The organism is Flavobacterium sp. FlaQc-57, from assembly GCF_044007395.1.
GTDB lineage: Bacteria > Bacteroidota > Bacteroidia > Flavobacteriales > Flavobacteriaceae > Flavobacterium.
The window spans coordinates 456,021-481,241 of sequence record NZ_JBIPDA010000003.1; the positions used below are offsets into that span (position 1 = coordinate 456,021).

At 34.0% G+C, this 25,221-nt stretch carries 15 protein-coding genes; 7 read left to right on the plus strand and 8 right to left on the minus strand.

The features are described 5' to 3' along the window. Positions 1 to 44 precede the first annotated feature (44 nt). The 5 genes from ACHRVZ_RS12765 to ACHRVZ_RS12785 all read left to right on the plus strand — a co-directional run bounded on the left by ACHRVZ_RS12765 (position 45) and on the right by ACHRVZ_RS12785 (position 11,009). Positions 45 to 932, plus strand: coding sequence for a sugar phosphate isomerase/epimerase family protein (locus tag ACHRVZ_RS12765; protein ID WP_395422923.1), 888 nt, complete (start codon positions 45 to 47; stop codon positions 930 to 932). A gap of 213 nt (positions 933 to 1,145) precedes the next feature. Then, on the plus strand, positions 1,146 to 3,875 hold the full coding sequence (locus ACHRVZ_RS12770) for a glycoside hydrolase family 20 zincin-like fold domain-containing protein (RefSeq protein WP_395422924.1): 2,730 nt from the start codon (positions 1,146 to 1,148) through the stop codon (positions 3,873 to 3,875). Between the two features lie 317 nt (positions 3,876 to 4,192). Beyond that, positions 4,193 to 7,732, plus strand: a complete 3,540-nt coding sequence (locus ACHRVZ_RS12775) for a malectin domain-containing carbohydrate-binding protein (RefSeq protein WP_395422926.1) — start codon at positions 4,193 to 4,195, stop codon at positions 7,730 to 7,732. Between the two features lie 70 nt (positions 7,733 to 7,802). Further along, a complete protein-coding gene (locus ACHRVZ_RS12780; protein ID WP_395422927.1) occupies positions 7,803 to 10,232 on the plus strand; it encodes a sugar-binding domain-containing protein in 2,430 nt (809 codons plus the stop codon). Between the two features lie 189 nt (positions 10,233 to 10,421). Next, positions 10,422 to 11,009, plus strand: a complete 588-nt coding sequence (locus tag ACHRVZ_RS12785) for a hypothetical protein (protein ID WP_395422928.1) — start codon at positions 10,422 to 10,424, stop codon at positions 11,007 to 11,009. A 191-nt stretch (positions 11,010 to 11,200) separates the two neighbouring features. Here the strand turns inward: ACHRVZ_RS12785 and ACHRVZ_RS12790 are convergent, their stop codons facing one another. Continuing rightward, on the minus strand, positions 11,201 to 12,532 hold the full coding sequence (locus ACHRVZ_RS12790) for a hypothetical protein (RefSeq protein ID WP_395422929.1): 1,332 nt from the start codon (positions 12,530 to 12,532) through the stop codon (positions 11,201 to 11,203). A gap of 25 nt (positions 12,533 to 12,557) precedes the next feature. Further along, the gene (locus ACHRVZ_RS12795) at positions 12,558 to 14,960 is read right to left on the minus strand and encodes a TonB-dependent receptor (RefSeq protein WP_395422931.1); all 2,403 of its coding nucleotides are present in this window, start codon (positions 14,958 to 14,960) and stop codon (positions 12,558 to 12,560) included. A 332-nt stretch (positions 14,961 to 15,292) separates the two neighbouring features. Between ACHRVZ_RS12795 and ACHRVZ_RS12800 the strand changes: the two genes are divergently transcribed. Beyond that, a complete protein-coding gene (locus ACHRVZ_RS12800) occupies positions 15,293 to 16,120 on the plus strand; it encodes a helix-turn-helix domain-containing protein (RefSeq protein WP_395422932.1) in 828 nt (275 codons plus the stop codon). Positions 16,121 to 16,168: 48 nt separating this feature from the next. Continuing rightward, positions 16,169 to 17,287: an FAD-dependent oxidoreductase gene (locus tag ACHRVZ_RS12805; RefSeq protein ID WP_395422934.1), complete on the plus strand. Its 1,119-nt coding sequence runs from the start codon at positions 16,169 to 16,171 to the stop codon at positions 17,285 to 17,287. Between the two features lie 5 nt (positions 17,288 to 17,292). Here ACHRVZ_RS12805 and ACHRVZ_RS12810 read toward each other — a convergent pair whose 3' ends face one another. The 6 genes from ACHRVZ_RS12810 to ACHRVZ_RS12835 all read right to left on the minus strand — a co-directional run bounded on the left by ACHRVZ_RS12810 (position 17,293) and on the right by ACHRVZ_RS12835 (position 25,181). Further along, positions 17,293 to 18,303: an FAD:protein FMN transferase gene (locus tag ACHRVZ_RS12810; protein ID WP_395422935.1), complete on the minus strand. Its 1,011-nt coding sequence runs from the start codon at positions 18,301 to 18,303 to the stop codon at positions 17,293 to 17,295. Positions 18,304 to 18,404: 101 nt separating this feature from the next. Then, positions 18,405 to 20,594, minus strand: coding sequence for a PepSY domain-containing protein (locus ACHRVZ_RS12815; RefSeq protein WP_395422936.1), 2,190 nt, complete (start codon positions 20,592 to 20,594; stop codon positions 18,405 to 18,407). 47 nt (positions 20,595 to 20,641) lie between these two features. After that, positions 20,642 to 21,121, minus strand: a complete 480-nt coding sequence (locus ACHRVZ_RS12820; protein WP_395422938.1) for a DUF2271 domain-containing protein — start codon at positions 21,119 to 21,121, stop codon at positions 20,642 to 20,644. Between the two features lie 77 nt (positions 21,122 to 21,198). Next, the gene (locus ACHRVZ_RS12825) at positions 21,199 to 22,692 is read right to left on the minus strand and encodes an ankyrin repeat domain-containing protein (RefSeq protein WP_395422940.1); all 1,494 of its coding nucleotides are present in this window, start codon (positions 22,690 to 22,692) and stop codon (positions 21,199 to 21,201) included. A 537-nt stretch (positions 22,693 to 23,229) separates the two neighbouring features. Beyond that, positions 23,230 to 24,471: an MFS transporter gene (locus tag ACHRVZ_RS12830; protein ID WP_395422941.1), complete on the minus strand. Its 1,242-nt coding sequence runs from the start codon at positions 24,469 to 24,471 to the stop codon at positions 23,230 to 23,232. A gap of 44 nt (positions 24,472 to 24,515) precedes the next feature. Continuing rightward, on the minus strand, positions 24,516 to 25,181 hold the full coding sequence (locus tag ACHRVZ_RS12835) for a FadR/GntR family transcriptional regulator (protein ID WP_395422943.1): 666 nt from the start codon (positions 25,179 to 25,181) through the stop codon (positions 24,516 to 24,518). Positions 25,182 to 25,221: the final 40 nt, after the last annotated feature.

A 25,221-nucleotide genomic window follows, 5' to 3' on the forward strand; every position in this document is an offset into this window, starting at 1 on the left:
AATCATTCTAATCCTTTTAATCTGTGGCAAAAAAAAATATAAGCATGAAATCTAAAAGAAATTTATTTATTGCAATGCTTGTTGTTTTGTCGGCGAGTTTCAATAGTTGCGCAACGGCGCAGTCATCTAAAAACAAACAACAATACAAAGTTGCAGTATGCGACTGGATGATTCTAAAAAGACAAAAGCTTGGTTCTTTTGCTCTGGCGGCAGAAATAAAAGCGGACGGAATCGAATTGGATATGGGAGGTTTAGGAAACAGACCAACTTTTGACAGTAAATTGGGTGATCCGGTCGAAAGACAAAAATTCCTTGATAAATCAAAAGAGTTAAATGTTGACATAAGTTCGATTGCTATGTCTGGTTTTTATGCACAATCTTTTGCTAAAAGAGAAACAATCGCACCAATGATCGAAGATTGTGTAAAAGCAATGAAAGACATGAAAGTAAAAGTGGCTTATTTACCGCTTGGTACAGAAAGCGATTTGAATAAAAATCCTGAATTACGTCCTGTAATTATTGAAAGGTTAAAATGGGCAGGAAAACAAGTAGGGAAAATAGGAGGAGTAATTGCGATTGAAACCTCATTGAATGCAACAGAGGAGAAAAAACTACTTGAAGAAGTTGGTTCAAAATACATTAAAAGCTCTTTCAATTTTGCAAATGCAGCTGATAATGGAAGAGATATTCCGACTGAATTAAAAATTTTAGGTAAAAAACATTTGGCACAGATTCATGCATCAAACACAGATAAAGTTTGGTTAGAAAACGATACAGCCATTAATATGCCTGAGATAAAGAAAACGCTTGATGAAATGAAATGGAGCGGATGGTTAATAGTAGAGCGTTCCCGTGACGTAGCTCAAGTTCATAATGTTAAGGCCAATTATGGAGCAAATGTGGCGTATTTAAAACGCATTTTTCAAAACTAATTTTTATAGCCACAGATTAAAAAGATTACAATGATTTTTCTTAATCTGTGAAAATCCTTTAATCTGTGGCAAAAGAATAAAATCTCATTTTTGTCATTTCGACGAAGGAGAAATCACACTAGATTTTACAGTATTGTGGTTACGCGTGCGATTTCTCCTTCGTCGAAATGACAAACTAAACAGAATAAGATTTCAAGAACAAAAAACATTACAATGAAATATTTAAGCTTACTTTTTTTAGGTTTCTACGTCTCTTTCGCGACAGCGCAAAATGTTACTATTGTTAGTGATTCAAAATCACCAAGAGCACAGTTTGGAGCCGAAAAATTATCTGAAACATTATCTGCCAAAGGATTTAAAACAACATCGTCTAATAAAATATCAAAATCAAAAGATCAGGTAATTGTTATTGGCGAAAAAGGAACTGATTTTTGGAAACAAAACGCAAAAAGTGCAAAAATAGACGATAGTAAACTGACTAAAAAAGAAGGTTTTCAAATTCGTACCCAAAAAAATATCATTTACGTAGAAGGAACAGATGCTTCCGGAGCTTTGTATGGTGCAATGGAATTAGTAGATCGCATTAAAGATTCAGGAAAAATTCCGTCAGAAATAAATAAAGACGATAGTCCTGAAATGGTATTGAGAGGTGCTTGTATTGGGATGCAAAAAACAACCTATCTTCCAGGTAGAGATGTTTACGAATATCCGTATACACCAGAAACATTTCCTTGGTTTTATGATAAAAAACTTTGGATCAAGTATTTGGATATGATGGTTGACAATAGAATGAACTCGTTGTATTTATGGAACGGACATCCGTTTGCTTCATTGGTAAAACTTAAAGATTATCCGTTTGCATTAGAAGTAAGTGAAGAAGATTTTAAAAAGAACGAAGAAGTTTATAAATTTCTGACTGTAGAAGCGAACAAAAGAGGAATCTGGGTGATTCAGATGTTTTATAATATTATAGTTTCTAAGCCTTTTGCAGAACATTATAATATGAAAACGCAAGATCGTTCAAGACCAATTACGCCTTTACTTTCTGATTATACCAGAAAATCGATCGCTGCTTTTATCGAAAAATATCCAAATGTTGGATTGTTAGTTTGCCTTGGAGAAGCTATAAATACAATTGATGATGATGTTGAATGGTTTACCAAAACAATTATTCCGGGAGTTCAGGACGGATTAAAAGCGTTGGGAAGAACTGATGAACCGCCAATTATTTTGCGTTCGCACGATACAGATGGGCCTTTGGTGATGGAAAAATCACTTCCGTTATATAAAAACCTGTACACAGAAAGTAAATATACAGGTGAATCTTTAACAACTTACACGCCGGGAGGACCTTGGGGAGAAACGCATAAACAATTAAGTGCGTTAAAATCTATTCATATCGAAAACGTTCATATTTTGGCAAATCTGGAACCTTTTAGATATGGTTCTCCAGATTTTATCCAAAAAACAGTTAAAGCTATGCACAGCGTTCACGGTGCAAATGCGTTGCATTTATATCCGCAGGCATCGTATTGGGATTGGCCATATTCTGCAGATAAAACCAAAACTGGCGAACGAATACTCGAAATGGATCGTGACTGGATTTGGTACAAAGCATGGGCAAGATATGCTTGGGACAGTAAAAGAGACAAAAACGAAGAAGTTAAATTCTGGGACAAAGATTTAGCTGCGAAATACGGAACAGATAAAGAAGGTGCCAATAACATTTTAAAAGCATACGAAGAAACAGGAGAAATTGCTCCCAAAACATTAAGACGTTTTGGAATTACAGAAGGAAACCGTCAAACATTATTATTAGGAATGTTCGAAAGCCAATTGGTAAATCCATCAAAATGGCGTGTTTATCCTGGATTTCATGAGTCGTGCGGACCAGCGGGAGAATTGCTTTTAGAATACGCTAAAAAAGAGTGGAATAAAGAACCACATTCAGGTGAACTTCCAACTCAGATTATTTCTGAAATCACTGAACATGGAAGACTTGCAGTTGAAGCAATTGATAAAGCCGAAGCAAGTGTAACTAAAGACAAAGAAGAATTTTTACGTCTTAAAAATGATATACATGCTTATAAAGCTTTCGCCGATTTCTTCTCAGAAAAAGTAAAGACTGCATTATTGGTATTGCGATACAGTTATTCAAATGATATTGCTGATTTAGATAAAGCGATACCTCATTTAGAGAAAAGCATAGAATATTATGAATTATTGGTAAAACTAACGAAAGATACCTATTACTACGCAAATAGTATGCAAACGGCTCAACGACGAATTCCAATTGGTGGCGATGATGGAAACAATAAAACATGGGCAGAATTATTGCCTCATTATGAGCGTGAATTAGTTAATTTTAAAAGAAATTTAGACTTACTAAAATCATCCAAAGATGGTAAAATAGTAACTAAAGAAGCTAAACCATGGCAAACAGCAGAGGTCACTTTATTGAGTGAAAGCAAAGGAACTTACGCTGTAAAAAATGGAACAAAAGTTTACGGAACACCAATTTCTGAACTTACAAAAGTAGCACCGGAATTGCAAAACCTAAAAGGAATTACATTTGATGAAACTTCTCAAAACGAGAACGGAACACATTTGAAATTCAAAAATACCAAAGCCGTAAAATTGGTTGTTGGTTATTTTAATTCAGATCAAAAGAGATTTTTGTTTCCACCAAGTTTAGAAACAGATGCGGCAGGAAATGCACACGGTCAGGCCGAGGTAATTTTGGCAAGCGCCATGAATTTAAAAGAATTACCACGTGTAAATATTCATACATACACTTTTCAACCGGGTGAAAATAAATTAGATTTAGGCAAAGGAAGAGTATTGATTTTAGGATTTATAGATGCCAATCAAACCATTACGCCACGCGATGTTGGTTATATCGATGCAGGAGAAAAAGGAGCAATAGACTGGTTGTTTTATTAATGATATTTTGGGCGTGACCACAAGGGTCGGGCTGTACGTTCCCGCTTTTTTTAAGGCAAAGAAAAATTGCCTTAAAAAAGAGCTCCACTGCCATCCCTCACGCAAACCAAACGTCGAGTTAAAAAGTACAATCTTGTCACCCCGAGGAACGAGGGATCACACTAGAAACTCGACAAGGATTGGTAACATTTCTATGCTGAGTTTTATGTGCGATTTCTCTCCCGAAGCCTCGGGATCGAAATGACAAACAGAAGACTTTTGAGTCTTAATTGAATATAACTTAAATTGCCTTATATCAATTATATGGTTAATAGAATATGAAGAAATTAATATTTTTTATTTTTTGTTTTTGTTCAAGTTTTTGCCTTGTTTGGAGTCAGGGCAATAGTGGTTCAGCGAAGTTTCGTCAAGAAGTTTCGCTGAATTCATCTTGGTCAACGATCGTTTTAGATCAACTTCTAAAACAAGAAGAAACCTTTGTGAACGATCCTAAAGTTGATGCAAAATGGCAACAAGTAAATGTACCACACAATTGGGATCAATATTATGGTTTTAGAAGAACAAAACATGGTAATTTACACGGAACAGCGTGGTATCAAAAATCTTTAAAACTTGATAAAGCAACCAAAGGAAAACGACTTTTTCTATATTTCGAAGGAGTAAGTTCATATGCTACCGTTTGGGTAAATGGTAAAAAAGCCGGAGAACACAAAGGCGGAAGAACCACTTTTACAATCGACATTACCAATCTTGTGGTTTTTGATAAAGAAAATAATATTGTAGTCAAAGCGGCGCATCCATCATTCATTGCCGATTTGCCGTGGGTGTGTGGCGGATGTTCCGGAGAATGGGGATTTTCAGAAGGTTCTCAGCCAATGGGGATTTTCAGACCAGTTTCTTTAGTCATTACAAACGATGTTAGAATACAGCCTTTTGGTGTTCATATCTGGAATGATAAATCGACATCAAAACAAAAAGCTATTTTACATACCACGACAGAAATTAAAAATTACAGCAATTCAGATCGAAATTTAACGTTCGAAAATGTCCTTTTTGACGCCTCAGGAAAGAAAGTTGTGGCATCAAAATCAGATCTTAAAAATAGTGCAGGTGAGACAAAAGAAATAGCACAAACATTACCCGAAATTTTGAATCCAAAATTATGGTCGCCATCAAATCCTTATTTGTACAAACTGGTAACTTCGATTTATGAAAACGGAAAAATAATAGATCAGCTAACAACGCCTTACGGAATTCGTTGGGTCAGTTGGCCGGTAAGCCGTGACGGAAAAGACAATCGATTTTTTATCAATGACGAACCTTTATTCATCAACGGGACTTGCGAATACGAGCATTTAATAGGAAACAGTCATTCGTTTTCAGATGAAATGATTCACTCAAGAATCGAACAAATAAAAGCAGGAGGATTCAATGCTTTTAGAGAAGCGCATCAACCACATAATTTAAAATATCAGGCAGCATTAGACGAAAACGGAATCCTGTTTTGGAGTCAGTTTTCGGCACATATTTGGTACGATACGCCAGAGTTTAAAGAGAATTTTAAAACCTTATTGCGAGAATGGATAAAAGAACGCAGAAACAGTCCATCGGTTGTCATGTGGGGATTGCAGAATGAAAGTACGATTCCAAAAGAATTTGCTGAAGAATGCACAAAGATTATTCGCGAAATGGATCCAATATCGGCTTCACAGCGCATTGTAACCACTTGCAACGGAGGAGAAGGAACTGATTGGAATGTCGTGCAAAACTGGTCAGGAACTTATGGTGGTGATCCGTTAAAATACCATCTTGAAATGTCTACGCAATTATTAAACGGCGAATATGGCGCGTGGCGTTCGGCAGATTTACATACTGAAGGAGAATTTGATCAAAAAGGAATTTTGAGCGAAAACAGATTTTCTCAATTAATGGAAATCAAAGTTCGCGAAGCCGAATCGGTAAAAGATAAAATTGCAGGACAATTCAATTGGCTTTTTGCATCGCACGAAAACCCGGGACGCGTTCAAAACGGCGAAGGTTTTAGAGATATTGATAAAGTTGGACCTGTAAATTACAAAGGACTTTTCACGATTTGGGGCGAACCTTTGGATGCATTTTATATGTATCGCGCCAATTATGTTTCGAACAAAACAAACCCAATGGTTTATATTGTTTCGCATACTTGGCCAAATCGATGGGAAAGACCCGGAATCAAAAACGGAATTGATGTTTACTCTAATTGCGACGAAGTAGAATTGTTTAATGATGTCAATAAAGGATCATTAGGCAGATTGAAAAATCCGGGAATAGGACAGCATTTTCAGTGGAATAATGTCAATATTCAAAACAATGTTTTGTACGCCGTTGGTTATGTAAAAGGGAAAGCTGTTGCTAAAGATTATATAGTTTTAAGTGATTTCTATTTTCAAAAAGCACCAAATTTAAAAGCTTTATATTCTAATCAAGCCGATATTGTAAAAGCTGATAAAGGGTATAATTATTTGTACAGAGTGAATTGTGGCGGTTCTGAATTAACAGATTCGTCTGGAAATGTTTGGTCGACAGATACTCATAAAAGCGGAGCGAATACTTGGGGTTCACTTTCGTGGACAGATAATTTTGAAAAACTTCCGGATTTTTATGCTAGCCAAAGAACAACTTTTGATCCAATAGACGGCACAAAAGACGAAGCTTTATTTCAAAGTTTTAGATATGGAGCTTATAAATTAAGTTATGAATTTCCTGTGCCAAACGGAGAATATTTGGTAGAATTATACTTTACAGAACCTTGGTACGGAACCGGTGGTGGATTAGATTGTAAAGGCTGGCGTTTGTTTGATGTCGCGATAAATGATAATGTAGTTCTTAAAGATTTTGATATTTGGGCAGAAGTTGGGCATGATAAAGCATTAAAAAAGAAGTTCATTGTAAAGAGTATAAATGGAAAAATTAAAATTTCGTTTCCAAATGTAAAAGCAAGTCAGGCAATTATTTCGGCAATTGCTATTGCAACAAAAGACAAGAATATTAAATCCGCAAAAGAGTCTCCTAAAAATATTCAGAATGTAAGTTTAGATTCAGATTTGGAGTATAAAGTAGCTTCGTGGCTGGATAATAATTCAAAACAGTTTTTAGATTTAAAGTCGGGAATAGTTTTAACGCAAATACCGTCAGAAGTAGTAGGAGCAGAGTATTTACAGTTTTCAGATAGAAAAATAAGCGGAGGAAGTTTTAATCTACTTAAAGATTCAAATGTATATTTTTTCTTGCTTAATGGAGAAGAAGTACCAGTTTGGTTAGAAGGTTATACAAAATTGGAAGAAACGGCAAAAAACACTTTAGGATTTACATTTAATGTTTACAAGAAGAAGTTTAATGTAAGTGAAAAAGTATCTTTTAAATCTTTGGGTTCGCATTTTGTTATAGCTGCCGTTCCAACTTACGATATGGGCGAAAAAGACGATTCGAGACCTGTAGTTCTTATCGAAGCAGAAAATGCAAAAATTACGGGAACAGGAATCGAAAAAGGTAACTTTAAAAAAGCCGATTACATTGAGTTTACAAAAAAGACCAATAATAGTATTGAGTTTGAAGTAAAACCTGGAGTTGCTGGAATTTATTTAATGCGTTTTAAATTCATGAACAAAAACGAAACGCCATTAAAAGTAAAATTCAAAATGGAAGATGCTTACGGGATTTTAATGCGAAATGACACTATCGAATTTTTCCCTTCATCAGAAAAATGGAAAATTTTAAACACAACTTCCGGAGGTTATATTAACGCCGGAACGTATAAAATTACATTAGAAGGAGAAGATTTAAAAGGATTGATGTTGGATAATTTTGAGTTTCAGTAAGAGAGAAAATAGAAAATAGAAAATAGAAGAAAGACTATTTGAAAATGAGATAGACTAAAATAATGTTATAATGAATAAACTAATATTGACCTTAAAGCAATTTGGAATTGTATGTATTTTATTGCTTTCGATACCAACTTTCTCACAACAAAAACAAGCCAGGATTGTTGAAGATTTTAATAAAAACTGGAACTTCAAATTAGGAGATTATGCTACGGCAATTCAATCTAATTTTGATGCAAAAGATTGGAGAACGTTGCAACTTCCGCATGATTGGAGTATTGAAGGAGCTTTTGACAAAGACAGTAAAACCAAACAAGCGCAAGGATTTTTGCCTGCAGGAAAAGGCTGGTATCGCAAAGTTTTTACTGTTCCTGCAAATTGGAAAAACAAAACGGTTTCGGTTGAGTTTGATGGTATTTTTAAAAATAGTGAAGTATTTATAAACGGAAAATCTTTAGGAATACGTCCGAATGGATATATCTCTTTTGGTTACGATTTATCGCAGTATTTGAATTTTGGCAAAGAGAATATTATTGCAGTAAAAGTCGATAATGATGCACAACCCAATTCACGATGGTACACAGGTTCCGGGATTTATAGAAATGTACGTTTGGTTGCCAGTGAAAAACTGCATGTAGGGAAGTGGGGAACTTATGTAACAACTCCGGAAGTTTCTGAAGCAAAATCTAAAATACATTTAGAAGTTACGATTGATAATGACAATGTTACTACGAAAGAGTTTAAATTGGTGACTTCGATTGTAGATGCAAAGAATATAGAAGTGGCTAACTTTTCTTCAACAGAAAAAATAGGCGCTAAAACAACGGGAAAAAAAGTTCATGATTTGGTTTTAAACCAGCCAAAATTGTGGAGTACAGAAAGTCCGTACTTGTATAAAGTGATAACCAAAATTTACGAGAAATCGAAATTGGTAGATAATTATGAAACGCCACTTGGGTTTCGCTATTTTAATTTTGATGCTGAAAAAGGATTTTCATTAAACGGTAAACCAACGAAAATTTATGGAGTTTGTCTGCATCATGATAATGGAGCTTTGGGCGCGGTTGAAAACATTAACGCGGTTAGAAGAAAACTGAAGTTGATGAAAGAAATGGGAGCAAACGCTATTAGAATGTCTCATAATCCTCATTCTTTAGAAATGATGCAATTGTGCGACGAAATGGGATTTATTGTTCAGGACGAAGCTTTTGATGTTTGGAAGAAGAAAAAAGTAACCAACGATTACCACAAAGATTGGGATGCCTGGCACAAACAGGATTTGGAAGATTTTATTAAAAGAGATCGAAATTTCCCATCGGTAATGATGTGGAGTATTGGAAACGAAATCAGAGAACAATTTGATTCGACTGGAATTGCGATTACAAGAGAATTGGCTAAAATTGTAAAATCATTAGATACGACACGTCCTGTAACTTCGGCATTGACCGAAAATATAATTGAGAAGAATTTTATATATCAATCCGGTGCTTTAGATCTTTTGGGATTCAATTATAAACATGAAGATTATAAAGATTTTCCAACCCGATTTAAAGGACAAAAAATATTGGCATCTGAGAGTGTTTCGGCTTTAGAAACGCGTGGTCATTATGATTTTCCTTCAGATGGCGTAAAAGCCTGGCCTGCAAAATACGGTGCTCCGTTTGATGGAAATGCAGATTGGACAGTTTCGGCTTTCGATAATGTAAAATCGTACTGGGGAGCGACGCATGAAGAGAATTGGAAAACGATCAAGAAACAAGATTTCATGGCAGGAACTTTTATCTGGACAGGTTTTGATTATATAGGTGAACCTGATCCGTATCCGTTTCCGGCGAGAAGTTCTTATTTTGGAATTGTAGATTTGGCAGGACTTCCAAAAGATGTTTATTATATGTACCAAAGTGAATGGACAACAAAACCTGTTTTGCATATTTTTCCGCATTGGAACTGGAAAGCTGGTCAGGAAATTGATATTTGGGCGTATTATAATAATGCCGATGAAGTCGAATTATTCTTAAACGGAAAATCTCTTGGAAAAAAATCAAAACAAAACGACGATCTTCATATTTCATGGAAAGTGAAATTTGAGCCCGGAACTTTAAAAGCGATTTCAAGAAAAGATGGTAAAGTAGTTTTAGAAAAGGAAATTCATACGGCTGGAGAAGCTTCAAAAATTGATTTAAAGGCAGATAAAACGACCATCAAAAATGATACTTACGATTTGGTTTATGTAACTGTTTCTACGGTTGACAAAGATGGAAATGTATTACCGAATGCTACCGATTTAATTAATTTTGAAGTTACTGGCGGCGGAAAATTAGTTGGTGTTGATAATGGTTATCAGGCTAATTTAGATTCTTTTAAAGCCAATTCTTGCAAATTGTTCAGCGGTAAATGTATTGCGATTATTCAGTCGAACGGGAAAAAAGAGAATATTCAGTTGAAAGCTTCGACAGGTAGTTTACCTGCTTCAGTTATTGAAGTTAAAGTGCAGTAAAAATAGTTCTTACAAAGTCACTGAGGCGCAAAGTTTTTGAACCATATAAGTTATATAAGTTAATTTGAGTTTTTGTTAGTTATATTAGCACTAATAAATTATGCATTTTAATTAATAAAGAATATTTTCATAATTGCTTTATGTGGTATTGTTCTTTCATATACAATTCATGAATTTGGATATTTGTTTATGTCAATTCCTGTTTTTATTTTATTATCGTATTATTTAAGTGATTTGTTTTTGAAAATTACTGATAAAAAGAAGGACAATAAACGGGAACTAAGTAAAAATTTTCAATTCATTTTTTTTATAGGTCTTATTCCTTCCTTGTTTGTTTTTAGATATTTTGAAAATACAATTGGAGGTTATAATTTGTTTTGGAAGTTGGCTTTTTTTAGTTTAGTTTTTACTGTTTTAACCACAATAATTTTAAACCGATATTTTGATTTTAGCGGGGATTCTAAGGTTGAAAATTTATTAAGTATTTGTATTTGCTTTTTTTTATTGATTCCGGATGTTGGGATTTTTATGAATACACAATTTTCTAATGAAGGAGAGAGAAGACAAGTAACAATAATTAATTATAAAGAAATAAACAAAAGGACTAAAGGAGGAAATAGCTATAATCTTTTCATAAAAACTCCATATGACAGTAACGAACGTTTAGAGGTTGAAAAAAAATTGTATGAATCAATCAAAGAAGACAATCGTATTGTTTTGACCTTGCGAAAAGGAATATTAGGTTATGGTTATGTTACTAGATTTGATGCACAATAAAAAGGCTTTATAAATTGTAGAAAAAAAATAGAAAAGTTTGAATTTGAATATCCATCAAATATAATCTTAGTCAAACTAATTTAATTCAATAAAAAAACATTCCGCTTCAAAACTGAAACGGAATGTCTAATTAAAAAAAAAATCCAAGTAATAACAATTATTATAGTTGCCATTTCTGACAATGTTATTTTTTAGAATACACCAATGTAATGGTTTCCAGGTTTGTTTACCAATTTAGCACCTTTAGTAACTGCTCCTGTTGGAATATCAATAACATAAATGTTTCCGTCTTTTCCAACTGGTGTAACTGCGATGTATAAATCATTTCCATCAACTACAAAACCTTGATATTGACCAAAATCAATAGCTGAATCGTAAGCAATACCTTCTACTTTTGTAACTGTTTTTGCATTTAAGTCAATTCTAGCCACAAAACCTTGTTCTCCTGTTTCTGTTGCAGTATAAAGTGCATAAGCAATTCCATTTCCAGCATATCTCCAAGCATCGATATAAGATCCTTTTACGCCCAAAGCTGTATCTAAACTAAGAACAAAAGAGTTGTCGTATTGGTTGTTTTGGTTGATTTTTAAGATGTAAGAACCATTTTTTGTATCTCTTTGGGTTGCTTGGTAAATGTTTCCATCAGTTCCTACGAAGCTATTAAAACTACGGAAACCACTTGTATCTCCAAAAGCTACTGTAGAGGTAATAATTTGTGGATTCTCTAATGACGGATAATCAACCACTACAGATTTAGAACCTAAACGATCGAATGTAGTTTCAAGTGCTCCAGTTGCAGGATTTGTTTTACGCATCCAAGTACCAATAATCAATTTATTTCCTGCTTTGTTCAAAGTTGGAGCATCTAAACGAAATAGGTGATGTCCTTGTGCTTCTTCCTGAGCTGTTAACGGAAGTTCGTATTGTTTAAAACCTGAGATTAAAATGTTTTTAAGGTCTAATGCTAGAACTGTTGCGCTTCCTCTTGTATATTTATACGTTTTATCTGCATTGGTAACAACCACTGGAGTAGTAATGTTTACAGCGACACCAGTTTTATCTCCGTCAAAAAGTTTTGCCCATCTTGGAGACGTTCCTGCATATTGCGAAATATTTACGGTTGTTCCTGATTGTGTAAAACTCTTGGCTCCATTAACTTTATAAGTCATGAATTCTCCTCCGTTACTACCCGTATAAGTAATATTAAAAAGAGTACTTCCGTCTACAGATGATTGCAAACGAGCAGTTCTGTTAGATTGAACCGGCATTCCGCTTTCGTAAACATTAATAGAAAAGTTTGGATCTTTTGCGTTTTTCTTTGTCACAGCATAAACCATAGTTCCTCCGTTTCCGTCACCTGGTGCGTCTTGCATTAATGCTCCCGAAACCGTGATCCAACGATCTTGTGTTTCCGGATTTACAGGATCTGTACCTTTTTCATCATTACTGCTACAAGCTGTAGTTAATGACAATGTGCCTAAAACTAAACCACATGCAAGTAGTTTAAAAGTACTTTTTCTCATATTCATTGTTTTAAAAAATTAGATATTATAAATTATTTATGGTATAATTCAACTTTACATAAAAGGCACGTCCGGGTTTTTGAACGGCGTAATTGTCATAAATTTGTTTGTCCAGTATGTTTTTAGCATCAAAACTGACTACAAATTGTTTGTTTGGAAATGCATAACTCAAACCTAAATCCTGTACAAATTGTGCCGGAGTTCTATAGCTCTCCAGCTCCAGCCAAAGTGTATAAAACGGATCTACATAACCACAGTTGTAGTATACATTCATTTGAGAATTTTCTTGTATCAGATTCTTAAAGTTGTATTGTGCATTTGCATTTATAGTAAAATAAGGCTCGTTTGGTATTTGTTTATTGTAATTCTCTAGTTGCCCTCCGTTGTTATCGTAACGCATTTTGAACAACGAATTGAACTTCGACATATTAAACGACACAAATAATTTGTCTTTATAGACATAATCTACCGAAGCTTCAAAGCCTATAGATTGTGCTTTTCCTAGATTCTCGAAAGGCAATGTCTGTATTGCATCATTTAAACGAGAACTTGTAGTTCGAACAATTTTATCTTTTGTATCTCTTAAGAACCCAGAAGGAGCAAAGGAAATTTTATGTTCATTGATCATATAAGGACCAAATCGTAAACCAACATTCAGGTTATTACTAATCTCTGGTTTTATAGTAGGATTGGCAATTATGTTTTCTCCCGGGCTACCAAAAACTTCATTTTCAGAAGGCATTCTTACCGCTTTTTCTGCCGATGTCAATACCATTATTTTAGGTTGAAGTGCATAAGAAATAGCCATTCCATAACCAACAGTTGTAGTTGTATTAGAGAAAACAGTTTCAGTAACTTTACTCTGTCCATTTTCAGTTACAATAGTAGGATCTCTTTTTTCAATCTTTTGTTCGTAGAATTTTCCAAAAACACTAGTTCTCAGGCGAGAGTCAAACGCTTGCAATTCATATGCTAATGATGAAACCATTTTTTGCAGATCTCGCGTTTCCTGAAACGTTCTTTCCAATTCTGATTTTAATTCATCATAATCCTCTCGATCTACCGTGTTGAACATGGTACTGAATATAATTTTGTTATTACGATCCAGATTATAATTAAATCCACCTCTAACACTTAATATATTTCTTTGAATGTGGTTGATTGTTGGTGCACCTTGCTGAGCTCCAAGTGGAGACAAAATTGGTCCGCCATAGAGTCCAATTGCTTTTTCCCCGTTCCAGTTATAATTCCATTTTACAGTATCATTTACAACTTGTTCTCTTTGGCTGTATGCACCGGTTAGGTTGAAATCAAGACCTTTTGCCAGAAAATTTTTCTTATTATAATTTAAAGTCAAAACATTTGCTTCAGATTCGGTAAAACGGCCTTTGTAAGGTTTCGTCATAAATTGACCGTGTTGTATTTGGTTATAATCCTGCGATCCGTTATAGCCAATTAAAAAAGTGTCTGCCCATTTTACATCTGTAAAACCAGCTTCGATTCTTGCTCCGTAAGATCTGTAAGCATCGTTAAATCTTTTGGCTCTTACATATTCATAGCGTCCGTTAGGCAGAATATTGTACACAAATTTTCCCCAAACTTCGTAGTCATTATCAGAGTAGTTGTAGAAACCGGATCCTTTTACAGTAAAACCAGATTCTCCTCTATAAGTTGCGCTTAAATTAGATTGAAAAGTGTTAAACGAACCATACGATGCCGACGCGTTTAGCATGTTTTTAGCTCCTTTTTTTAGTATAACATTAATTGCACCACCCAAAGCATCATCGGCCAAATGGGCAGGAATAACCCCTTTGTACACTTCGATACGCTCGATTAAAGCCGGAGGAATACTATTTAAATTAAAAGATGAGCCGTATGTAGAAATTGGAATTCCGTCAATAAAAATTCGAACAGAGTTGCCGGACATTCCGTTTAAGTTATAATCAACACTAGAACCTAAACCTCCATTTTGACGAATTCTAACTCCAACAGAGCGATCCAGTAAATCATTGGTTTGTAAATTTCGTTTTGCCGCTTCTTGAGTTTCAATAACATTTACCGCAAAACCTTTATTGATAATCTCCTTTTTTACAGAGGTCTTCTGTATTACTACTTCTTTTAAAGCTTTAGGTGAATTTTTCTCAATAACAATATTTATTTGTTGAGATGAACTATTAAGAAGTACATTTACCATTTTGGTCTTTGCTTCGATTGAAAAGATTTCTAAAACGTAATTTCCGTATGCTAATCCTTTAATTTCAAATTGACCATCGTTGTCTACGATTACAAAATTTTGAGTTCCTGAAATCAAAACCGAAGCACCAAAAGCCGATTCAGTATTTTCGAAAGTAACTTTTCCAGTAATGTTTCCATTTTGAGACCAACCTTGAGAAAAAACGAACAAGAACACAAATAATAAAAACCTCATAACAACTTTACTTATCAATAGAATTGCAAACTTATATCATTGTTTATATTTAATCTAAATAAAGAGATTAGAAGATCATTAGAATTACATTAGAAATTCTAATGTTGGATTTTATAGCTTTTGTGGGGAATATTTTAGTAATTTTGGATGAACCGATTTTGTTGTATAATGGGTTGTATTTCAGTTTTATATGTCTTTGTTTTAAGGGTGGAATAGTTTTTATCTCAAAACATAAAAGAGATTTTGATTGGATGTAAGATTAGATTTCAAAACGCTGTTTGTAACAATCTGTGATCATTTTCTTAAATTTCAGAATTCAATTTGCTTTAAATATGCTTTCTTCAAAAATACTCCACAACGAATTTGATCCTCCTGAAGAATTACAGGATGTAATAAAATGCTTTTGGTACGAGAAAAGAAATCCTGAAACTGAACAGTTGAGTTTGGAGGTTTTACCCGATAGTTATGCCGAAATTATTTTTTATTTTGGAAGTGAATTGAGTATTTCTTACAATGGAGATTTTCAAATTTTGTCATCGCCATTTATTATGGGTTTGCTTAATCAGCCATTTACTATAAAGGCAGATAAAGGTTTAGAAATTATTGGTATCAGATGCTTTCCCTGGACGGTATTTGATTTGCTTGGATTGCCATCTGGAAAAGCAGGATTACAAATATTTGATCATCCAATAGGGAAACTTCAAATTGTATTAAATGAATTGATTGAAGCTAATAAAATCGATGAAGCGATTGATGTTGTAAAAGAATGTTTTTTGAACCTTAAGTCTCAAATTTCGAGTGATAGTATTTTATATAAAGCTGGACTTGCCATGCGAGAATCTGGCGGTACGTTACCAGTAAGTCAGGTAGCAAATGCTGCCCACGCAACGATTCGTACACTAGAGCGCAATTTTAAACAATCGTCTGGTTATACGGTAAAAGACGTTTCGGGTTTAATGCGTTTTGAGCAAGTACGAAACCAATTGTTACTGAATCCTGATTTGAATATATCAGCTTTGGCTCATGAATTGGGATATACAGATCAATCTCATTTAAGCAGAGAATTTAAACGTTACAGTGGCACAACGCCCGCGGCATTTGCAAGAAAGACAAAAAAGGAAATTCTAAACATTGATTTTGTCGCATTTATACAATCCTAAAAAAATAGCATTACGGAATTTTGTACTTCAAACTAAACGTGCAAAATAATGTTATTAAAAAATAAAAAGATTGCCATTATTGGTGCAGGATCTGTTGGTCTTACAATGGCGAGATTACTGCAACAAAATGGAATAGAAGTAAAGGTTTACGAAAGAGACAAAAACGCTCAAACAAGAATTTCAGGAGGAACACTCGATTTGCATAAAGGTTCCGGACAAGAGGCAATGAAAAAGGCTGGATTACTGGAACATTATTATGAAATGGCAACTCCGATGGGAAGAACCGTGGCGAACGATCAAGCTGAAATTTTGTTTTGTAAAGAAACGACAATCGAAAATCAATATGATAATCCTGAAATCAACAGAAACGATTTACGACAATTGTTACTTAAAAGTCTCGAAAAAGATACGGTTGTTTGGGATCGAAAATTGAATGATCTTAAAGAAGACAATGGAAAATGGATTTTGCATTTTGATAATGAATTTACAGCAATTGCAGATTTTGTCATTGTAGCCAATGGCGGAATGTCTAAGGCTAGAAAATATGTTACTGATGCAGAGATTGAATATACGGGAACGCTTATTTTGCAAGGCGATGTAATTCAACCAGAAACGGCATGTCAGGATTTCTATCAATTGTGTAATCATAACATCTTGATGGTAGCAAAAGACGGTAATTTACTTGTTGCAAACCCAAAGAACGGAAGTGTTTTGAGTTATAGTGTTATTTTGAAAAATCAGGAAGCAATTGGATTGGATCTTAAAAATACTGAAAATATTAAGTCATTTTTATTGACTAGATTTTCAGATTGGAGCGAATCTTACAAGGATTTATTTCGTGCGACAGCATCATTTGTGGCGTGGAAAACCAGAAAAATAACATTAGATACATCTTGGAAAACTAATCGGCTATTGCCTATAACGCTTGTTGGAGACGCTGCTCATATAATGCCGCCTTTTGCCGGACAAGGTGTGAATACTGGATTGATGGATGCTTTGATTTTATCTGAAAATCTTACGAATGATAAGTTTGAAACGATCGAAGAAGCGATTAATGACTATGAACAAAGAATGTTTGTGTATGCAAAAGAGGCTCAACTTGAAACATCTGAGAATGAAGTGAAAATGCTTAATCCTAATTTTTCATTCCAAAAATTGTATCAATAAAATGATTAAAGTTTAGCTTTGAATTTCTTGATTTGAAAATTTTTTGACTTTACCAATTTTCCGTTATCGGTAATCATTACACAACTGTATTCAGGATATTTTTTAAGTAAAAGTAATCCCTGAGTTTGTCCTAAAACCATTAATGAAGTGCTTAAACCATTTGCAGTTTCGGCATTTGGACCAAAAACAGATACGCTGCATAAACCTGTTGCAGGATAACCTGTTGCAGGATTAATAATGTGCGAATATCGTTTTCCGTTAAAAACAACAAACTTTTCATAACTTCCAGAAGTCGTTACGGCGCCGTTGTTTAAAGGAACTACGGCAAACAAATCATCAGGATGAAAAGGATTTGTCATTCCAATATTCCAATCTTTGCCGTTGGGTTGTTTTCCCCAAGCCGTCATATCTCCGGATCCGTTTACGATTCCGGCTTTAATGCCTTTTGCCAGCATCATATTTCGGCATTTATCAGTTGCATATCCTTCGCCCAAAGCACCAAATCCAATTTTCATTCCTTTTAATTTTAAGAATATAGTCGATTGCACAGAATCTAAAATGATATTTTTATAGCCTACTTTTTCGACAGATTTTTTGATGGCTTCCGCCGAAGGCATTTCGGTCATCGAACCATCAAATTTCCAGATTCTGTCCATTGCAGCAAAACTTACGTCAAAACCACCCTTTGTAGCTTCCGAAAATTGTATTGCTCTTTGTGTCAATTCAAAAACTTCACGATCAACTTTTACAGGTTTAATTCCTGCATTCTGATTGACTTCAGAAACTTGGGATGTTGATTTCCAATCGGATATTAGATTTTCAATTCGAGTGATTTCGGCAATTACCTCATCGATATTTTGTTCAGCCGAAAGTGAATCTTTTGCCACAATGGTGATGTCAAAACGTCCTCCCATAAGTAAAGTCGTTCTTTTTCGTAAAACTTGTGCGTTGCTTGATAAGCTGCACATTATTACAAAAATGAATAAGAGTTTAAAGGTTGATTTTTGAATTGACATATATTTTTTTAAATGCTATTAATAATTTTTATAGCTTCTTGTGTAAAGTTTTTTCTCTCGCAGATTTAGCAGATTCTTTTTCCAATCTATAATATAAAAAGTTAGTAACAATCCGTTAATAACTGGCCATTATTTTTATACTCTAAAATGCTTTTTGTGTTGTTCTCTAAGCACAGTTGATCAAGAATAGATTCAACATCTTTTTGCATCGCGAGCGATCCGCAAATCATGATTACACCACCTTGTTTTAGTAAATCGATAAAAAAGCAGGCATCACGTTTAATTAAATCCATTACATAAAAACGTTCTTCCTGACGTGATAAAGCGAGGTGAAAACTTTTCAGTTTTTGCTTTTGAATCATTTCTGATGCAAATTCTTTATAACCGGAAACATTTTCGGTTTCCATTCTAAATCCAGCGTATAAATGAGTTTCAATTTTAGCTTTATTTTGCTCAATCATTCCAAGAAAAGGAGCGATACCGGTTCCGTTTGAAATTAGCGCTACTTTTGATGCTTTTTTAGGAAAATGAAATGCTTTATTATTGATGATTCTTGCTTTAATAACATTTCCGGGAATCAGATTATTTAAAAATTCAGAACCCAAACCATGCGGATGTAATTTTACAACCAATTGTATATTTCCGGAATGATTTCCAATAGAGTAGAGGCGTTCTCTGGTGTCGTTTGCCGGATAAATGGCAAGTAAATCTCCTGAATTGAATTTTGCTCTCATGTTGGCTCTTAGCGTAACAATAAAAGTCTGTTCCGTTTCAGAAATTAGTGTTTTATTCAACACCATTAGTTTCTGTAAACCTTTTGGGACATGATTGTACAATGAAGGGGTCGTTGACAATGGAATTCCAGTTTTGGCACTCCATAATTTTATCCAATTTACAAATTCCTCAGCCGATTTATCGTTTACAGTTTGTACGTCTAAGAAACGTTCTGTCCAATTTTGATTGGCTAATGCTGTATCAATTTGATACGCAAAACCACAGAAATCAGGATATGCTTTTGAACCAAAACCAACTACAGAATAATTGATTTGTTGTTGTTGCGCATCATTCTTTAAAAGTGATACAAATTTATTCGCATTAGAAGGCGCATCTCCCATTCCGTGAGTAGATGAAAAAATGATAATATGTTTTGCCTTAGGAAAAGTAGTAAAACGATTCAATTCGCAAACAAAAGCTTTTTGTCCGTTAGCAATTAATTGTTTCAGAATGGCATTGGCAAATCGAAGCGAACTTCCGTTTTCAGAGCCTAAAAGTAAAATAAACTCGCTTTCATTGGCTTTGAATTTGTTTTTAATGCGGCTTGCTCTTCTTTTTAAAGTAATTGCAAAACCAGAATAGATAAAAAAGAGAATATTAATACTAGCAATAGCTAATATAAAAGCCCAAATTCCATTTGCTCTTCCTGTGTGAAGATCAAGACTTAAATCTGATAATTGAGCGGTCGTTGCAGTACGTTTTTCAGTAACAATTGCTCCTGTAACCTGATTAATCTCGATTTCTTTATCTTTTAATTGAATAATGTAGTATTCTTCGGGATCATCTGTAAAAGGGAATTCTATTTTTTTTACATCCGCTAAAAGAGTAGAGGTAAATATTGAAGTAGTTTTTCCTTTTGGAGCTTCTACAGTTTCAGTTTTTTCCTTTTTATCTTTCTCTTTACCCATGAAAAAGTTAAATCTTTCTAATGATAAATAAGTGCCGGAAAGCGCGATAATTAAAATTGGAATAAGAGCCAGTCTTCCTAAAACAACGTGGTAATATTGAGCAAAATACTCTTTGACTACTTTGGAGAAAAAATTGCGAATACCTCTTTGTCGGTTCAAAACTAAGGCAAAACCTGAAATCGCAATTAATACTAATAAAAAGGAAATGACCCCAACAAAAAACCGACCCGTTTCGTGAAGAAATAAAGAACGATGTAAACCAGTAACCCATTGAATGAATTCACTTTTCTTTACAGGTTTTCCCAGTTTTTTTCCTGTTCTGGGATCAATGTAAGAATTGATGTCATTGCCATCTTCATCGATTGCTTGTAAGGTTACAAACTTATTATTATCGACACTTAATTCGGTTATTTCAGGATAGTTTTTTTTGAGTACCGTTAAGGTTTCACCCAAATTTATTTTGTCGAAATTTTCTACTCGGTACGGAAGTGTTTTTTCTTGCATGGCATCAACTGCCAGAATAATTCCGGTTACTGATGCTAATATTAAAAATAAAGAAGAGAACAAAGCCAGAGCCAAGTGTGTGTAACGCCAAAAAGAAAGAGTCATTGAATGTAATCTAAATAGTAATCAAATGTAATTGAGGATGTAAAATATTAGATTTTACTTAATCGTACGTATCTAATATATCCTTTTCCTTCTGTTTTATCAGCCATTGCTTCAGTTGTAAGCGGAATTTCTAAATCGCTAACATAATATTTTTGATCTTCTACAGCCGATTCAAATCTAAGTTTATATCCTTTATTGATTTTAGAATCGTCAATTTCGATTGTAGTAATACTACGGTCTCCACCCGTTACAGATGCACCTGTTTTTGCGCTGATATCTGCTGGTTTTGACGTTTGAAATTTATTCCATTCTTTCAATGATTTGTACCATTTTTTATCGTCGCCCATTACATAAAGTGTTTTTTCGTAATCTCCTTTTGGATTGATTAGAGAGACAACGATATAAGCACCTTCTCCCATGTAATTAGACATTTGAAGCATACATTTGTATTTGCTTTGAGCAGAAGATTGAAATGAGATAAGACAGATTAATGCACCTGTAAGGGCTATTTTAAATATTGATTTCATATTGAGAATTATAATTGTTTTTTATTGGAATATAGGGTTGCCAAAGACCATTTCTAATCCTTGGCAATTTCTTATTATTATTTTAAAAAATCAACAGAGATGTTATTTTTAGTTAATGACTCATTTTCTTTTGCCAATGCATAAGCGCTTTCGTCAAATTCAGTATTAATGTCTTTTTTAGCACCAATTGAAATTAGATATTTCAAAATCGAATCGTCTTTTGAAACCATTGCAGCTTTGTGCAAAGCGGTTAAACCATCTTTGTTTTTAGCATTAACATCGATATTTAGATTCGCTAATTTTTTTACTAATGTTAAATCGTTTTTAGCGATAGCAAAGTGGTATAAAGTACTTCCGTCTTTTTGAGCAGCTGCAAGATTTAATCCTTTTTCCTGAAGTAATTTTACTTTAGCTTCAAAAGGATCTTTTGCTGCATTATCTCCACGACCTGCCGGGCGGTAAGATTGTACTAAATATAAACCTAAGTTATTTCCGTCTTTATCTTTTACATTTACATCTGCACCTTTGCTTAGAAGAATTGAAACTGCTTCAGGAGTTCCTGATCGCACTGCCATTGTCAATGCCGATTCTCCTTTAAGGTTTTGTAAATTGATATTTTTTGCAACTGAAAGTAATTTTTCTAATGAACCATTTTCTCTCGCTCCGGCAGCAATCATAAACGGAGTATTTCCTTCGTTATTCACTTTGTTAGCATCTACACCTTTAGCAAGGAAATAATTGATTATTTCTGACTGGTTTGGCTTGTTTGCTAAAATATGAAGTACATTATCTCCGGATTTATTTGTAGCTGTAGGTTTTAATTTTACATCTTCAACCAAATATTTGTACGTTTCAAGCGTATTAGTTTCTCTGCGTGAACCTTGAGCAGCGATAAGAAGCGCGTTATCTGTAGCTTTTACTTTTCGGTCTAATAACTTTTTTAAAAGTGCGATGTTTCCAGTTCTTGCAGCATAATCAAAAGCAGTACTTCCGTTAGCGTCAACATCTTTAAGAGATAATCCTTTAGTTATGAAATAATCAGTAAGGGTAAGATCTTTATCAGATGCGATTGCCATTAACAATAAGTTAGCGCCATCAGCGTATTTTTTCTTAGGATTAATTCCTGCTTTAAAAAAAGCATCATAAAGAGCCGTATTGGTTTGTCCGCTAGAAGCAGCAAAAGCTAGTGGAGTTGTACCGTGGCTGTCTTCAAGATTAATATCTGAACCTTTAGAAATTAAATATTGAACTAATTCAGTGTTTCCTCTATATGCAGCCCAGTGTAAATAAATACGATTGTCGTGAGTAGATTTATTTACTGAATTTCCTGGTTGGTCTAATAAGAATTTGATACTTGCTATAGGAGCATCATTGTTAATGGCAATAACTACAGCGTCAAAAGCACTTGCATTGGCTTCTGCCGGATTGTTTCCTTTTGCAATTTCTGCTTTAACTGCGTTAACGTCTGGTGCTGCTTTCCAAAAAGACTGTTCTAGTAAGATGTTTTTTTGCTGAGCACTAACAAATAAAGAAGCGACTAATGCTAAAGAGATAAAAAAATTCTTTTTCATATTTAGGTATTTACTGTTTTTTGTGAATTTGATTTGGTTATTTAATGTAATAGAATCAATTTTAAAAACGTATTCTATTTAGAATAAATAAAAATAACGCAAATGTAAAAATTAATATTAGTAAATCAAGTTTATTTGATCAAGAAAACGCCAATTCTAACGTAATTTTAATGTTGGAGTAAAAATTACACTTATGCTTTACTATAAAACCTTTTATGAGAATAGTGTCGATATTAAATAATAAAAAGCCTGATACGAAAAATAATCTTTCGTATCAGGCTTTTTATTAGAAGTTAATATAGTATTTATTTATTTATTTATTCTGTGAAATTATTTTAAACACATAGATACATAGATTTGTATTCTAAAAAAGGTGTTTCACTTATTTTAAATACACATAGTAACTATGTTTGAGAAACATATTTCTCTTTTGTATTCTTTCATTGATAAAAAAACTATGTTTCTATGTGTTTACTATTTTTATTGCGTTAGTAAATCGAATAAGCTAAATAATTACCACAAAGGCTTATTTTCAATTTAACTTTTTTGAGTTTTTTTCCTTCCTTCAATATTCGGAAGAAAACCAGTTAAAACGCCAATTAAAGGTAAGAAAGAACAAATCATAAAGACATATTCGATGCTGGTAGTATCGGCTAATTTTCCAAGAACAGCAGAACCTAATCCACCCATACCAAAAGCCAATCCGAAGAAAAGTCCGGCGATTAAACCAACTTTACCGGGAACAAGCTCAGTTGCATAAACCAAAATTGCTGAAAAGGCTGATGATATAATTAATCCAATTATTACAGATAGTACACCAGTCCAAAATAAATTAGCATAAGGCAATAGCAACGTAAAAGGCGCAACTCCTAGTATAGAAATCCAGATAATATATTTTCGACCAAAACGATCTCCTAACGGCCCACCAAATAGAGTTCCTGCGGCTACTGCACCAAGAAATGCAAAAAGATAAACTTGAGATTCTTGTACAGACAAATGAAACTTATCAATTAAATAGAAAGTATAATAACTCGTCATACTTGCCATATAAAAGTATTTTGAAAATATAAGTACCAACAAAATACCCAATGAAACAATCACTTTTTGTTTAGAAAATGCATGATGAACTTCTTCTGTAACAGTAGTTTTGCTTAAAGCTCTTAAATTTAAATGTTCTTGATACCATTTTGCAATTCTGGAAAGAATTCCAATTCCTAGAACAGCAATAATACAGAACCAAATAATATTAAACTGTCCATAGGGAACAACAATTAACGCTGCCAATAATGGTCCAACGGCACTTCCTGCATTTCCTCCTAATTGAAAAATAGATTGTGCCAATCCCTTTTTTCCTCCTGAGGCCAGATGCGCAACTCTCGAAGCTTCTGGATGAAATATTGAGGATCCAATACCAATTAAACTTACAGCAAATAAAAGATTTGTAAAGCTAGAAGCGATAGAAACCGCTGCTAAACCAATTAATGTAAAAGCCATCGCAATAGCCAATGAATAAGGACGTGGTTTTCTATCCGTATAAAAACCAATAAAGGGTTGTAAAATGGATGCCGTAAGTTGATAGGTTAGGGTAATTAATCCAATTTCTGTGAAGGTTAAATTAAATTTGTCTTTTAAAATTGGATAAACAGCTGGAATAACAGCCTGTAGCAAGTCATTTATAAAATGCGAAAGACTAATGGCAAATAAAATAGAAAAAATGGTTTTCTGTGCTAATTGCTGCGAGCTGCTTTTTGTGTTTGGTAAAGTAGTATCTGTTTTCATAATGTAAAAATAAATCAGATGATCTGATGAATTTGAGTAAAAAATTAGTAATTAATATGTCCTATTATTTTTGCAACAGTGTTCCATGCTTTTTTGGGATCTTTTGCAATAATGCTTTTTAAAAGTTGTTCATGTATGGTCGAGGTTTCCAGAAATATTTTGGTATCAGGATAAAGGTGAAGAAAACCTTTTTTAAGATGCACAGAAGCAGATTTGTACAAATCAGCAAGAATTTCATTTTTTGATGCTTCGGCAATAGCGATATGAAATTGTACATCGGCTTCTATACATTCTTCGATATTACCTTCATTGGCTGCTATCATTCGGTTAGAAAGATGCTTTTTCATGGCTATGATATCATCTTCAGATCTGTTAATGGCAGCTTTTTCAGCAATTTTCAATTCTAACAACTGTCTTACCTCATCGAGGTCCTGCACATTGGCGCGCATTAATCGCTGATCCATTGGCTCTCTTGTAGTATTGACTTCTTGTACAAATGTACCCACACCTTGCTGAATGCGAAGTAAACCTGAATTTGCCAATAACTTCATCGCTTCTCTAATAGACGAACGACCTACACCAAAACTTTTCATTAACTCCGCTTCAATTGGTAGCTTCTCATTGATCTTGTAATGACCTAGAGATATTTGCTCTTGTAGCTTAGAGGCAACTTCTTCTGCGAGAGATTTTCTTTGTATAAGTGCTTTCATTTATTTATCATATCATCTGATGATTGCAAAAGTAGAAAAT